Raw genomic sequence first — 15,020 nt, 5'->3', positions numbered from 1 at the left:
TTTTGTTTTAAAATAGCCCATGGATTTGAGCGTCAATTTTATCAATGATCATTCCTAGGTCTTCTTGGTTTTCAACAAAATCTATATTATCAACATCAATTATTAATAATTTTCCTTTGTCATATTGAGATGCCCAAGCTTCATATCTTTCATTCAGTCTACTTAGATATTCAATACTAATGCTGTTTTCATATGCTCTACCTCGTTTGTGAATTTGGCCTACCAATGTTTTGATATCGGCTCTAAGATAGATCAGTAAATCAGGAGGAGTTACTAGGTTTTCCATCAAGTCAAACAAAGAGGAATAATTGCTGTAGTCTCTATTGGTCAATAGTCCCATTGCATGAAGGTTAGGAGCAAATATTTTCGCATCCTCATAGATGGTTCTATCTTGAATAATGTTTTTACCGCTTTTTTGAATTTTTAATATTTGATCAAAACGACTGTTCAAAAAGAAAACCTGAAGGTTGAATGACCAGCGTTCCATTTCACCATAAAAATCATCTAAGTATGGATTGTCTTCTGCATTTTCAAAATGCGCATCCCAATGGTAATGTTTTGCTAAAAGTTCTGTGAGAGTTGTTTTTCCAGCTCCAATATTTCCTGCTATCGCTACGTGCATAGATAGATTTTTATAGTAGTTTTAGTGTACTAAGATATTATTTTTTATCAGTAGAAAAAAGATATAGCTCAGAACTGTCAAAGATAAAGAAATGATTATTTAAAGTGTAGAATTTTTCAATATTCGATAGTTTTGGAAAAGTGATAACTTGACCTGCGTTTTTTGTTCTGAAAATAGTATCGTTTTGTAGGGTGTAAAGCACTCTATTGTTGTATTGAAAGTCTTTTAGATTTTTGTTTTTATAATTTTTTATAAAATTCCCTAAATAGTCATAAGTTCTAATTCCTTCTGTAGTTTGAATAAAAACATTATTTTCGGTACTTTTCATATTCAAAACGGTTGCATTCTTTAATGGTTGAGATTTAGCTAGGACTGTTTGAGTTTTAAAATTAAAATTTTCTATGGTTTTGGTGTTTGTAGTAAAAAGCCAAAGATGATTTGCCGTTCCCTTGGTTGCAAAACTTACGTCATAAGGGAGTTGAATAATATCGGTTTCATTTAATTGGCTGTCCAAAAGAACTACCACATTAAACTCTTGGTAAAAAACTACAATTTTTAAGGGATTAGTAATATCCACCGAACTAATATTTCCATAAAGAAAATTTGAGTACGACAAGATGTTGTTTTTTGTTTGTTTTGAGAGTATTGTATTACTGAAATAGTAATAATTGAAGTCATAATCACATCCAATAAAATGATCCGCTTCGAGCTTTGTTTTTTTTACCAAACTGCTTTGCGTTTGTCCGTGGAAATTGATGGAATAGAGAAGGTGAAAAAAACATAATAAATATCGCATAAAAACAAAGTTACAAAACTTAAGAATCTTTTATTGAAAAACTAAGGTTACTTATTAAACCATGTTGCGTTTCTTTGGTCTTAGTAAGAAGTGTTACTAAAAATAAAACCCAACTATGAAAAACTTATTACTAGGAATTGGTTGTATGCTGATTTCATTTTATTCATTTTCTCAAGATTTTCAAGGAGAAGCTGTATATATGTCAAAGACTAAATTTCAATTTGATTTTGGAACAAGAAAAATTCCAGAGGATGCTAAAAAGCGTATGCAAGAACGAATGGATAAGGCAATGCAAAAAACATTTGTTTTAAATTTTAATAAAGTAGCCTCTATTTATGAAGAGGAAGTAAAATTAGAGACTCAAGATAAAGGAGGAAGAGGGGCTATGTTTGCTTCTATTTTTGGTGGACCGAGTATGGGGAAAACCTACAAAAATATCGCGAAAAAAGAATCCAAAAGAGCTGTGGAGTTTTTTGGTAAAAATTTTTTAGTGGAAGATCCATTGAAGCCTTTTGCTTGGAAGTTAGAAAAGGAAACAAAAAAGATAGGGAAGTATACTTGTTTTAAAGCAACTACTTCGATTGATAAAAAAGAGAATCCTTTTGCGAAAAGTAAAGATTCATTACAAACCAAAACTATTGTGGCCGTTTGGTACTCACCAGAAATACCGGTTTCTATGGGGCCTGATAAATATTGGGGATTACCAGGGTTAATTTTAAGTGTAAATGCAGGTGACACACAAGTTATATGTACCAAGGTAGTGTTGAATGTGAAAGAAAAGAAAGAATTGAAAGCTCCCAAGAAAGGTAAAAAAGTTACGGAAGAGGAGTTTGATAAAATTGTCGAGGAAAAAACTATAGAAATGAGAGAGCGTTTCAGAAAAGGTCGTCAAGGAGGTGGCGGAAACAGACCAAAACAATAAGTTTATGAGAGGATTTAAAAATTGGTTAGCTGTTTTATTGTTGTTTTATTCTGGGGTTAATTGTGCGCAAACTATCAAAATAAAAGGAATCGTAAAAGATTCAATTGGAAGTGGCTTAGAGATGGCAAATGTTATTGCCTTTGCTTCATCAACGAATGAAATGGCAGAGTACGCAATTACAGATTCTAAGGGGCGGTATTCCATAAGCCTAGAAGCTGGTCAAGTATATGAGTTTAAGGTAAGTTATATGGGGTTTGATACTAAAACTGTATCCATTGACCTTGTAGGGGTTACAGATGATATGTCTAAAGATGTGCTATTAAAGGAAACAAAGGATTTGTTAGATGAGGTGGAAATAGCTTATGAGATGCCTGTGACAATTAAAGGAGATACGATTGTTTATAATTCAGATTCTTTTAGAAATGGAACAGAAAGAAAGCTAGGAGATGTGTTAGAAAAATTACCAGGAGTGGAGATTAATGACGATGGAGAAATTGAGATTGAAGGGAAAAGAGTCTCGAAAGTAATGGTGGAAGGGAAGGACTTTTTTGATGGTGATTCTAAGGTCGCTGTAGATAATATTCCTGCAAATGCCTTGGATAAGATAGAAGTGTTAAGGAATTATAATGAGGTGAGTCAAATGAAAGGAGTTACCAACAATGAAGATTCTATCGCAATCAATATTAGATTGAAAAAAGGGAAGGATAAATTTTGGTTTGGAGAAGTAACCGCTGGTGCAGGTGTTGAAGATCGATATTTGGTGCATCCGAAGGTGTTTTTTTATAGTCCCAAAACAAGTGTGAGTATTTTAACGGATTTTAATAATATAGGGCAAGTTCCGTTTACGAATAGAGACTACTATAGGTTTACAGGTGGATTAAGGAATTTGTCTTCAAGAGGAGGAACCTCTTTGAATATTGATAATAATACAGTTGGTTTGGCAACAACCCAAAATAATAAAGCCTTTGAATTGAATACGCAATTTGGTGCAGCAAACTTCAATCATAATCCAAATAAGAAAGTTTCATTTAGTGGTTTTGGTATTTATTCTGGTACGCAAACTGATTTGTTAGAGTTAACTACTAAAACTTACCAAGATACCGACGATATTGAAAAAATAAATAGTGCTACGGATCAGAAGAGCAAACTGGGGTTGTTTAAGTTTAGTACTGTTTATAAACCATCGGTAGACTTACAATTGGATTATGATTTGTTTATTAAAAAATCGGAGCAAGGAGAGAATTCTCTTAGAAGTTCTGAGTTGAATGATATGGGGAATGGGTATATTCTAACCGATAACAATGATGACCCCTATTCTGTTTCTCAGAATTTAAATATATATAAAACCATCGATCCAAAGAATATCTTGGCTTTTGAAGGACAGTATCTTTATCAAAAAGAACTGCCTATGTTGAATTCAATTTCAGATGTTTTAAATGTAGATACTTCCTTAACTCCCCCTTTAGATACTGCACAGGAGTTTTATAATTTATTTCAAGATAAAACTATTAGTACTGGTAGACTAGATGCTAAAGTAGATTACTATTATGTATTAAATAACCAAAGTCATTTGAATTTTACGATGGGAACTCTGTTAAGTAATCAAAAGTTTAATTCAGGTTTATTACAGATTCTAGATGATGGATCTGAAAATTTGTTTTCTGAAGATCGTTATGTGAACGATGTGTTATTTAAGTTTTCTGATATTTATTCAGGGGTTCATTATAAATTCGTAAGAAAAAAAATGACCATTGAACCAGGAGTTTCTTTACATCTTTATACCACAAAAGATGAGCAGTTGGGATCTGAGAACAGTTCTTCGCAGTATAGAATGTTGCCTGATTTTTATGCGAATTACCAATTTAAAAAAGCAGAAAATCTTCGTTTTAGGTATAATATGACAAATCAGTTTACGGATATTAAAAAACTTTCAGAGGGACTTTTGTTTAATAATTACAATTCTGTCTATGCTGGAAATAGAAATTTAGAAAGTGCGGTTTATCATAAATATTCGTTGAGTTATTTTAGTTTTATCATGTATAATTATACCAATATCAACGCCTCTATTGATTACACAAAGAAAGAAAACACCATAAAAACAGATACAGAATTTAATGGGATTGGACAGGATAGAACGTCTGTTAATTCTATTTTTCCAGATGAGACCGTATCAGCTAGGTTTCGATATGGAAGGACTTTTAGGAAGATAAAAGTGAATTTGCGTACTAATGGAAATTATTCGAAAAATTACAATATTAGAAATGGAGAATGGTTTGCAAATAATGTGTACAATTATACCTATGGAGGTGATCTAGGAACAAATTTTAACAAGGCTCCAAATATCAAAGTGGGGTATACGAAAAGTACGAATGATTATGGTGATCGTGTCTATTATACAGATAAACCGTTTGTGAATATTGATGCTAAATTTTTGAAACATTTTATTTTTACTGCGGATTATGATTATTACAATTATCATGATCAAGCAAAAACAATTTCAAATAAGTATGCCTTTTTAAGTGCAGAACTAAGCTTTAGAATGACAGATAGTCATTGGGAATATGTTATTTCTGGTACAAACTTATTAGATACCAAATCCTTAAATAGAGATAATATTTCTATTGCTGCCAACACAGTTACTAGTAGTAGTTATTTTGTACAGCCAAGGTTTGTCATGTTTATTTTAAAATATAACTTATAGTTCTTTTTGTGTTAGAGATTTAATCAAATGATCTAAACTACCTCCTGCTTTTTGAGTTTGTTTGATTATTAAAGTTGGGTAATTAAGTAATAGTGTTGGAATAAAAAATCCTATTATTATGTTTTTTTATTTTAATAACTTGTGATTCAGTTTTTAAGAATGGATTATTACAAATAAAAAGTTTATGAAGAAGTTTCAGTTAAAAATCAACGGAAAAAAATACAAGGTTGACGTTGAGGAAAGTACTCCCTTGCTTTGGGTGCTCAGAGATGAATTAGGATTGTTAGGAACAAAGTTCGGTTGTGGAATAGGTCAATGTGGTGCGTGTACTATACATTTTAATGGGAGTGCTACTAGGAGCTGTTTATTACCTATATCTGCTGCAGTTGGCAGTGAAATCACTACTGTTGAGGGGATTTCAAAAAATAATGATCATCCCATTCAAAAAGCATGGAAAGAATTAGATGTACCACAATGTGGGTATTGTCAAGCAGGTCAAATAATGACTGCTTCTGCCTTTATTGAAGAGAATAATAACCCGACAAGAGAGGAAGTAAGAGAGGCAATGCATGGTAATATTTGTAGGTGTGCTGCTTATAATAGAATTGAAAACGCGGTTCTATTAGCAGCAAAAGAAAAACAATCAAATTCTTAAAAATAATGGGAACAATGCAAAACAGTACAGATAGAAGGTCATTTATGAAAACTTCATTGTTGGCCAGTGGTGGAATTTTGTTTGGTTTTAATCTAATAAAAGCTGTAAACCCAGATTCTTTGTTACCAAATTCAGTTGAGAAATTAAATTTTCATGATTTTAATGCCTTTATTAAAATAGCTGAAACAGGGAAAGTAACAATATATTCTCCAAATCCAGAGATTGGTCAAGGAGTAAAAACATCTATGCCAATGCTTATTGCTGAAGAGTTAGATGTAGATTGGAATGATGTTGAGGTTGTACAAGCAAAACTAGATACGCAAAATTTTAAAAGGCAAGTAGCCGGAGGAAGTCAAAGTATAAAAAGAGGTTGGAAACCCTTGAGGCAAACAGGAGCAACGGCAAGGCAAATGTTATTAAATGCTGCTGCAATACAATGGAATGTTTCTGCCGATAGTTTGATTACACGAAAAGGGTATGTTTTGCATTCCGATGGAAAAAAACTGGGCTATGGTAAGTTGGTTGTTGCTGCAGCAAAACTTGAAATACCGGTTAATGTTAAATTAAAAGAACCTAAAGATTTTTCCATAATTGGTCAGTCTAAAGGAAATGTTGATGTAGAAAAAATTACAAAGGGAGCACCTTTATTTGGAATAGATTATAGAAAAGAAGGGATGTTTTATGCAGCAGTGGTGCGTCCTCCTGCTTTTGGACAAACTTTAGTTAGTTTTGATGTCAGTGAAGCAAAAAAATATCCTGGTGTTGAAGAGGTTTTGAAATTTGACGATAATATTGCCGTTGTGGCAAAAAACACCTGGGCTGCTTTTTCAGCAAAGAAATTAATTATAGCAAAGTGGAGTTCAGATAAGGACTTGGAAGGAACTGTTGAATGGGATGCTAAAATGTTGAAACTTTTGGCAGGTAATGAATTTAAAGAACTGCGTAAAAAGGGAGATATTGAAAATGCCTTCCATACTGCAGATTCCGTTTTAGATGAGGTTTATGAAAGTTCTTTTTTACCTCATAACTGTATGGAGCCAATGAATTTTTATGCGGATGTACAATCTGATAAAATTTTATTGGCGGGTCCTGTTCAAACCCCGGAAAATTCTGTTAAAAATGTTGCTAAAAAATTAAATAGAGATGTTTCAGAAATCACGCTGGAATTGACAAGAATGGGAGGTGGTTTCGGTAGGCGTTTAAATGGAGATTTTGTGGTAGATGCAGCAGTTATATCTAATCAGGCGAAAAAACCAATCAAATTGGTGTATACAAGAGAGGATGATATGACTGGTGGAGTATATAAGCCAAATGTAAAATATAATTTTAAAGCAGCATTTGAGAAAGGGACTATGTCGGGTTATCAATTAACGGAAGCTGCGGTGAATTGGAATATGTATCGTCATAATGCTCAGAATTTTCCGTTTGGAGCAGTTCCAAACTATAAAGCTAGAGTTGCAAAAATAGAAAGTCCGGTAACTGTTGGTTTTTGGAGAGCACCGGTTTCTAACTTTTTAGCATTCGCGGAACAAAGTTTTTTAGATGAGGTGGCAAAAGCTTTAAAGAAAGACCCAATAGCATATAGATTGGAATTGCTAAAGGATGTAAAAGGAAAAGTCAACTATTCTGTAGATAGAATGACTACAGTTATTAAAAAAGTGAGAGAACTTTCTAATTGGGGAAAAAGTAAAAAAGGAGTTTATCAGGGGTTTAGCGCTTATTATAGTCATTTTTCCTATGTTGCTGAGGTGGTAGAGCTTGAGATGATTGATGAGTTACCTGTTGTTAAAAAAGTATATTGTGTGGTTGATTGTGGAGTTGTAGTAAATCCCCTTGGTGCAGATAATCAGGTTGTAGGAGGTGTTATTGACGGAGCTGGACATGCGTTGTATGGAGATTTTGAATTTGAAAAAGGAAAGCCCAAAAGTTCAAATTACGATCAGTATCGACTGATTAGAATGATGGAAACACCAGAAGTTATTTGTTCGTTTATTGATAGTGATGAGGATCCTACAGGTCTTGGAGAGCCTACTTTACCTCCAATAAGTGGTGCTATCGGGAATGCTATAGAAGCAGCCACAGGAAAAAGAATACGAAAATTACCTTTTGTTAAAAACTTGAAATTAAACGCATAATGACACATGAATTTAGAAAAATAATAGATGCTTATTCTAAAGTGAATGAGACAGGACAAAAGTCGGTTCTCGCTACTGTTGTCCATGTGGAAGGCTCTTCATATAGACGAGAAGGAGCCAGGATGTTGGTGTTTGAGGATGGAAAAACAATCGGAGCAATAAGTGGGGGCTGCGTAGAAAAAGAAGTTGTTTTACAAGCACAATCTGTATTTAAATCAGGTGTTGCGAAAATTATGACTTATGATGGAAGGTTTCGACTTGGGTGCGAAGGGACTTTATTCGTTTTGTTAGAAGAATTGGATATGGATTCTGAAACTCTTGAATTGATCCATGATTCCTTTCGTAAAAGGAACGGGTTTGTAATACAGTCTTGGTTTTCATCTGAAAATGGAGAATTACCTATGGGTTCGATGATATATTTTGATACTGGAGGGAGTACTAGTCTAAATAGACATATCAAACCTAGCACAAGATTGGAATGTTTTGAAGAAAAATTGGAGCCATGTTTTCAGTTGGTGCTTTTTGGAGGTGAACATGATACGGTTAAGCTTTGTGAAATTGCGGCATCGACAGGGTGGGATGTTACGGTTGTTTGTTCTCCTAAAAGTTCAAAATCGATTTTGGATTTTCCTGGTGCTTCTGAAGTTATTCTAAGTACGCCAGAGGGATTTAATGCAAGCTTGATTGATGTTGAAACAGCTGTGGTCATTATGTCTCATAACTTTGCCAAAGATGTTTTGTTTTTAAAGGCATTAAAAGATACTAAACCTGTTTATATTGGCTTGTTAGGACCCGCTAAGAGAAGAGAACAATTATTGCATGCTTATTTAGAGTACCACCCTGAGGTTGATGAAGCATTTTTTGAAAAAGTTTATGGTCCCGCTGGTTTGAATATTGGTGCGGAGACGCCTCATGAAATTGCAATTTCTATTATTGCAGAAATTTTATCTGTTGTGAGGAATGAAAAAGTGATGTCATTGCAAGATAAAAAAGGAGCAATTCATAATAAAAGAGTAAAACCTAGCTACAAATAAGGAAATGAAACGAAATATAGCATGTTTGATTTTGGCAGCGGGTAGCTCTTCTAGAATGGGAAGTCAAAAGCAGTTGTTGGAATGGAGAGGTAGCACACTTTTGGGGAGTGTAGTTACTATGGCTATTTCTGTTTTTCCTGAGGATGTTTTTGTTGTTGTTGGATCTGGAAAAGATGTGGTAGAAGAGGAGTTGTCAAAATTTAATCTTCAGACTGTTTTTAATCCTGAGTGGACAGAGGGAATAGGGAAATCGATAGCCCAAGGAGTAAGCAAGTTAGATGGGTATGATGGAGTTTTAATATTGGTAGCGGACCAACCTTTTTTGAACTCGAAGCATTTGTTGAAAATGATTGAATATTTCGACAACAATGTTCATGGAATCATCGCATCCGGTTATAGGAATATAAAGAAACCTGTAGTTCCGATTTTATTTGATAAAATATATTTTGATGAATTGATACAATTATCAGGTGAGAATGGAGCGCAGCAATTATTGAAAAATCATGAATCGTCAGTAATTCAGTTACATACGGTTACAGAATTTGTTGATATTGATACACCTAAAGATTATGAGAAATGCTGTAGAATGATTAGTAAAAAATAATTTCATTTTTTTTTATGTTAGCCCTTGTTACATCTAAATAAAGTTCTATATTTGCAACCGCTAACAGCAACGGTCTGGTAGTTCAGTTGGTTAGAATACCTGCCTGTCACGCAGGGGGTCGCGGGTTCGAGTCCCGTCCAGACCGCAAAAGCCTCAAAACATTTGTTTTGAGGCTTTTTTTATTTCTTTTCAAATGTTTATAATTAATTGTGGCTTTTGTCGAATTATTTTTTTTTTGTAATTTAAAATTAAATCTAAAAAACTTAATTATGACTAAAAAACTACTACTACACGTTATTATGATTATTTCAATAAACTTATTGTTTTTTGAAAGTTACGCACAAGGAACTTTTACGGATACAGAAGCGGACGGTTCAGGAAAATTTTTATGGAGCAATATTAATAATTGGAGCGGTGGTGTTGTACCTGGAACAGGTGAAGTTGCAACTATCGCAGGTAATCCAACAATTGATGCTTCTGTTACGGTTGGAAGTATCGAGATGGGGGGAAGTGGTGATTACACGATCTCAGGAGAGGTCAATAATGTGCTGACTCTGGATTCAGATAAACCTATTAAAAATACGATGAATGCTCTTCTAACGATTGATTGCGATGTGAAAATTATGACGGTTGGAAATATAGATACTTCTGCCGGAAAAGCAAGTAATAAAATTTTATTTGCAGCGGGAAAAACATTGGATATTATTGGAAATTTGAATATTAGAAATTATTCGGATAACACTTTAGAAATTAATTGTAATGTAATTGGAACAGGAAATTTGACCACTCACAAGGGTAGTGCTTCTCATGTGGTCTTTGGAGATTTAGCTGACTTATCTGACCACACAGGCTCTTTGCAATATCAATCCGCTGAGTCTGGAAGTTACAAGATGATTTCTAATATTGGTACAAGTGCAGGAACTGGAAAGCTAAGAGGGGTAGCTGGTGTGCTAAAGTTTAATACCGTTGGTGGTGGTGTCGTTGAAATAAACGGAGCTAATACAATGTTAGGAACTATTAATAGTAATCATCCTGCGGGTACAACAATTACTGTTGATTTGAATGCTTTTCAAACAATTAATGTTGTTAAATACAACACGGCAAGTACTCTAAATTTGGATACGAGTGGTATCTCGGAGTTAACGATTACTACTATACAAACTTCTCTTTTTACCCAATTGGGTACGCTGAATTTCACGGGGTTTCAAAATGAAAAAATTACCGTAGGCAATAATATGGACGCGGATCGATTGGGGAGAATGACACATGATTTAAGTATGGAAGCATTACTTCAAAATCCAGCGACAGATAAATTGGTGGAAAGTTCTATTTTATCCGTATCAAAAGAACAGAGTGAGCAAAACTTGGTGTATCCTAATCCTGCCAATAGTTTTGTAAATATTCATGCATCGATTGGAAGTGGAGTACGAATTTTTGATGTTTTAGGAGTTCTGATAAAGGATTTTAAATGTGAAACGGAAATTACAAACTTTCCTATTGATGATTTTCTAGGTGGAATTTATTTTGTTGAGATCTCTAATAATGGTAGAATATCTAAGACAAAGTTAATAGTGAAGTAATTTTAGAGATTGTTTTTTTATCAGCCTGCTTTTAATTTTAAAAGTAGGCTTTTTTTATCTAATAGGAGTTGTTGGTATGCATTGGAAATTTATTATTATCATAAAATGCAGTCATATGATTCAATAAAATAACTGTATTTCCATAAAAAAAATTATTTTTATCGAAATACATATTCCTTATTTGAATGTCCTACGAATTATTAAAAATGAATATTACTAAGAACCTTCTGTTATCAAAAGAAGATCAAGATTTGTTTTGTTCTAAATTTAGCTCTCAAACAATTGGTAAAAAAGAATTTCTTCTAAAGCAGGGAGAAGTTTATAAATTTGAAGGATTTGTGATAAGTGGGTGTTTTAGGGTGTTTTCTATAGATTCAAAGGGAAATGAAAATACTTTGTATTTCGCCACGAAGGATTGGTGGGTAATGGATATTGATAGCTTTTTAAATCAAAGTCCATCAGAATTAAATATTCAGGCCTTGGAAGATAGCACTGTATTGCTTATCAAAAGAAGTGATAAATTTGAGATGTATGATAAATTACCTGCCATCGAAAAGTTATTTAGAGTTATGTCACAAAAAGCTTTGGTTGCTTGGCAAAGGAGATTGATTCATAGTAATTCTTTGACGGCAAAAGAACGATATTCTAACTTTTTGACAACTTACCCAACCATTTGTTCCAAAATTTCTGATCGTCATATTGCAAGTTATCTAGGGATTACACATGAGTTTTTAAGTAAGTTAAAAAGGCAATTGAAAGATTGAGTGGTTCTTTTTGATCATTATGATGGAATGGGTAATGCGTTAAGTTTCTTTAAAATTTCTCTAAAATTTGGACGAAGCTCAACGATTGGATTCTTACAATCATTTATCAATATTTCAAGATCGAGTATTAAACCAGAAAGTTTTTCTTGAGAAGTAACAAGTCCAAGAATATCTTCAAGAAAGCAAGCATAGGCTCTGACTTCTATCTTTTCTAAATTTTTGCAGGCTTTATCGTTTTTTTCATAAAAGGAAGCAGCTCCAAAATCACTAAAGATACATTTATTAGACTCTGCTATTAAAATATTATGGGCATATAAGTCGCCATGATTGATTCCTCTAGTATGAAGATGATGTGAAACAGAAGCAATATTTTTTGATAAATAATAAACTTCTAAAATTGTTAATTTGTTATCTTTTTCAAAGGTGTCACGTGTGCAAGATTCTAGACTTGGCGGATTTCCTAAGTTTTTATATTCTGCAGAAATTAACTGTAAAATAAGTCCACTTTTAGCTTCAGGGTGCTCTTTTATTTTACCGAGAACAGGAATAAGGTTTTTATGTTGGCCGGCGGCAATGGAAACTTGCATTTCATCATCTGGTAAGCCATCACTCGTTACAGAACCTCTAAAGATTTTTAGTGCAACTTCTTTGTTTTTAGATTTCCAGCTTGCTTTAGAGATAATTCCCGAAGCACCTTCTCCTAAAATCTCTTTAATTTCAAAATCATCAAAATTGTAAGCAGTCAGTTTGTTACCAAAATTATTTGCTACAGGGATGTTGTTTCCACCAAAGGCTAACCAGGACAGTTTTGGCATTTCTAACAACCATTTTGGAATTGCGCTTAGCTTGTTAGCCGCAATTCTTAATAACTCTAAATGAGTACACTTTTGTAGTTCCTCGGGTAATTCTGAAAGCAGATTTCCTGCAACTAGAAATTTTTGCAATAGATGGCAATTTCCAATGCTTTTAGGAAGTACTGTGATTTTGTTATCGGTCAAAATCAGCCAATTTAAAAATTTTGGAAATGCGTTTTCAGGAACTGTTTCTATTTGATTGGATTTAAAACCTATCATTTTTAATGACGTACAGGATGCCAATACTTTTGGAAAAACAGTAAATTTATTTCTAGCGAAAAAAATAATTTTCAAATGTTTTAACTGATCTATGTTTTCTGGTAATTCGGATAAGTTATTGTCAGATAAATCTAAAATTTCTAGAGTGTCAGCTAAAGAAAAAATTTCATTAGGAAAGGTTTCAAGGTCGCAAGCGAGCTTTAAGGTTTTTACTCCTAATAATTTTCCAGTTCTTAAATCTTGTAGCGTTTGTGTCATGTAAATATTTTGTGTCGCAAATGTATATTTTTCCTGAGAAATTTCTTTAGTTCATAGAATTAATTACTAATTTTAAAAGCTGAAATTTTTTCTTTTTTTGAAAATTATGACCCCCTTCGTTGAAAATACAATTCAGGATTTTATTCCTTTAGAAAGCTCGGATTTAAAATTATTTTTATCCAAATGCGAACTGCAGGTTTACTCAAAAAACCAATGTTTTATTCATGTAGAGAAAAAGTGTGATTATTTGGGGTTTATCGTAAAAGGAGCTTTGATGTGTGTGTATCACAAAGAAGGAGATGAAATTATTGATGAGTTTTCTCTTGAAAATGAATTTATTGCCGATTATAAAAATTTTATTGACAATACAAACGCAGAGAAAGATGTTCGCTGTATTGAGAATTCAGAAATACTTGTGATCCGCAGGAAAGATCTTTACGAATTGTATGATAAGCATCAAAACTTTGAGCGAGTTGGACGTTTGATTGCAGAATCGCTATTTAAAAATTGGCAGGAGAAATCTATTTCTTTAGTAATGGATGATGCAAAAAAAAGATACCAAAAATTAATTGATGCTAGGCCTTCTTTAGTACAAAGAGTACCTCAGTATTTGATAGCATCTTATTTAGGAATCACGCCACAATCTTTGAGCCGAATTAGAAAGGAAAAATAATTTTATTAGTTACCATAGGATAATCGAATAGCCTTGGTTGTCATGCTATTTTTGTTTCATAACTATTTAAATAAAGTAAATATGAAAAAAAATGTATGTCTGTTCGTGGCTGTCTTGTTGGCAATTACGGTTCAATCTCAAAATAATCTAGCAGAAAATAAAAATGTTGTTTTTATCCATGGAGCCTGGTCAACGGGTGAAGTTTGGGCCCATTATGAATCTTATTTTACATCAAAAGGGGTTCTTGTAGATAGTCCTACATTATTGGGACATACTCCGGATTCCAAAAACGAAATAACTGGAATAAGTATGGAGGATTATGTGGATCAGTTGAGAGAAATAATTCAAAAAAAAGATGCCAAACCTGTTCTGGTGGCTCATTCTATGGGGAGTATTATTGCACAACGTTTGGCCATGGAAGGTCTTGCATCAAAACTGGTTTTGATAGCACCTCCCGTAAATTATGGTATGATGCCTCCTTCTGAAAGTATTAAATCGGTAAAATGGGTTAACAGTATTGATCATTTGAAAGAGAATACGGGCAAACCTACGTTTGAAGAAGCGGTAGAAGGTATGTTATGCAATTTATCAGCAAAAAAACAAAAAGAGGTATACCATAAAATGGTCGATGAATCAGGACTTGTACTAAAAGAGATGATTTGGATTAAAAATGTTTTTGGATACAAACCGAACAAAATAAAATATTCAGAAATTAAAATTCCCGTTTTAATTGTGTCAGGCGGGCAGGATAAAGCGTCTCCTGTAAAAATAGCAGAAAAGTTAGTCAAAAAGTATAAAGGAAATGCAGAGTTGAAAGTTTTTAAAGAGAATGCTCATTGGATGCTCGAGGAAAAAAACTGGAGAGAGATTGCTACAAGTATCTTTGATTGGATTGATTGAAGTGTGAAAAGAACGGCATTCTAAACTAGAATGCTGTTCTTTTTTTAGAATAAATAATAAATGTATAACTTACAAGGAATCAATTGTAAATTATTTATGATGAAATCTAAAGAATATAATAATGGAGAAATAACAGTATTGTGGCAGCCCGAAAAATGTATTCATGCTGCGGTTTGTGTAAAAATATTGCCAAAAGTTTACCGACCTAATGAAGTACCTTGGGTAAAAATAAATCAAGCTACTACAGGTCAATTAAAACATCAATTAGGACTTTGTCCTTCAGGCGCTTTGTCTATTAAATAA

Annotated in this window: 14 protein-coding genes and 1 tRNA gene; 12 read left to right on the top strand and 3 right to left on the bottom strand. The window is 33.3% G+C overall.

Features of this window, described 5'->3' with window-relative positions; genetic code table 11:
- Nucleotides 1-7: 7 nt before the first annotated feature.
- Together AC2DGP_RS07710 and AC2DGP_RS07705 are read right to left on the bottom strand one after the other, a co-directional pair.
- A complete protein-coding gene (locus AC2DGP_RS07710) occupies nt 8-622 on the bottom strand; it encodes a deoxynucleoside kinase (RefSeq protein ID WP_484492422.1) in 615 nt (204 codons plus the stop codon).
- A gap of 37 nt (nt 623-659) precedes the next feature.
- The gene (locus AC2DGP_RS07705; RefSeq protein ID WP_484492421.1) at nt 660-1,238 is read right to left on the bottom strand and encodes a hypothetical protein; all 579 of its coding nucleotides are present in this window, start codon (nt 1,236-1,238) and stop codon (nt 660-662) included.
- Nucleotides 1,239-1,533: 295 nt separating this feature from the next.
- Between AC2DGP_RS07705 and AC2DGP_RS07700 the strand changes: the two genes are divergently transcribed.
- The 9 genes from AC2DGP_RS07700 to AC2DGP_RS07660 all read left to right on the top strand — a co-directional run bounded on the left by AC2DGP_RS07700 (nt 1,534) and on the right by AC2DGP_RS07660 (nt 11,813).
- Nucleotides 1,534-2,340 (top strand): GLPGLI family protein, encoded by an 807-nt coding sequence (locus AC2DGP_RS07700; protein ID WP_484492420.1) that lies wholly within the window; start codon nt 1,534-1,536, stop codon nt 2,338-2,340.
- Between the two features lie 4 nt (nt 2,341-2,344).
- Nucleotides 2,345-5,041, top strand: coding sequence for a TonB-dependent receptor (locus tag AC2DGP_RS07695; protein WP_484492419.1), 2,697 nt, complete (start codon nt 2,345-2,347; stop codon nt 5,039-5,041).
- 184 nt (nt 5,042-5,225) lie between these two features.
- Nucleotides 5,226-5,696, top strand: a complete 471-nt coding sequence (locus tag AC2DGP_RS07690) for a (2Fe-2S)-binding protein (RefSeq protein ID WP_484492418.1) — start codon at nt 5,226-5,228, stop codon at nt 5,694-5,696.
- Between the two features lie 5 nt (nt 5,697-5,701).
- Nucleotides 5,702-7,831, top strand: coding sequence for a xanthine dehydrogenase family protein molybdopterin-binding subunit (locus AC2DGP_RS07685; protein ID WP_484492417.1), 2,130 nt, complete (start codon nt 5,702-5,704; stop codon nt 7,829-7,831).
- The gene (locus AC2DGP_RS07680; RefSeq protein ID WP_484492416.1) at nt 7,831-8,865 is read left to right on the top strand and encodes an XdhC family protein; all 1,035 of its coding nucleotides are present in this window, start codon (nt 7,831-7,833) and stop codon (nt 8,863-8,865) included. The genes AC2DGP_RS07685 and AC2DGP_RS07680 overlap by 1 nt, the downstream gene beginning before the upstream one ends.
- 4 nt (nt 8,866-8,869) lie before the next feature.
- Nucleotides 8,870-9,469, top strand: coding sequence for a nucleotidyltransferase family protein (locus tag AC2DGP_RS07675; RefSeq protein ID WP_484492415.1), 600 nt, complete (start codon nt 8,870-8,872; stop codon nt 9,467-9,469).
- A gap of 71 nt (nt 9,470-9,540) precedes the next feature.
- Nucleotides 9,541-9,614: transfer RNA gene (locus AC2DGP_RS07670), tRNA-Asp, on the top strand.
- A gap of 124 nt (nt 9,615-9,738) precedes the next feature.
- The gene (locus AC2DGP_RS07665; RefSeq protein WP_484492414.1) at nt 9,739-11,049 is read left to right on the top strand and encodes a T9SS type A sorting domain-containing protein; all 1,311 of its coding nucleotides are present in this window, start codon (nt 9,739-9,741) and stop codon (nt 11,047-11,049) included.
- A gap of 206 nt (nt 11,050-11,255) precedes the next feature.
- Nucleotides 11,256-11,813, top strand: a complete 558-nt coding sequence (locus AC2DGP_RS07660; protein WP_484492413.1) for a Crp/Fnr family transcriptional regulator — start codon at nt 11,256-11,258, stop codon at nt 11,811-11,813.
- A 17-nt stretch (nt 11,814-11,830) separates the two neighbouring features.
- On the opposite strand, the gene AC2DGP_RS07655 is transcribed toward AC2DGP_RS07660, so the two are convergent.
- Nucleotides 11,831-13,144, bottom strand: coding sequence for a leucine-rich repeat-containing protein kinase family protein (locus tag AC2DGP_RS07655; RefSeq protein WP_484492412.1), 1,314 nt, complete (start codon nt 13,142-13,144; stop codon nt 11,831-11,833).
- Nucleotides 13,145-13,250: 106 nt separating this feature from the next.
- Here AC2DGP_RS07655 and AC2DGP_RS07650 point away from each other — a divergent pair, with 106 nt between their 5' ends.
- From AC2DGP_RS07650 to AC2DGP_RS07640, 3 genes are all read left to right on the top strand, one after another.
- Complete coding sequence (locus tag AC2DGP_RS07650) at nt 13,251-13,817, top strand: Crp/Fnr family transcriptional regulator (protein WP_484492411.1); 567 nt, start codon at nt 13,251-13,253, stop codon at nt 13,815-13,817.
- A gap of 81 nt (nt 13,818-13,898) precedes the next feature.
- Nucleotides 13,899-14,717 (top strand): alpha/beta hydrolase, encoded by an 819-nt coding sequence (locus tag AC2DGP_RS07645; RefSeq protein ID WP_484492410.1) that lies wholly within the window; start codon nt 13,899-13,901, stop codon nt 14,715-14,717.
- Nucleotides 14,718-14,777: 60 nt separating this feature from the next.
- Entirely contained in the window at nt 14,778-15,020 is a 243-nt protein-coding gene (locus AC2DGP_RS07640; protein WP_484492409.1) for a (4Fe-4S)-binding protein, read from the top strand.

It is taken from the genome of Flavicella sp. IMCC45537, assembly GCF_057197705.1.
Note: the sequence above shows the minus strand (reverse complement) of the source record. Positions and strands in the feature narration are given on the sequence as shown.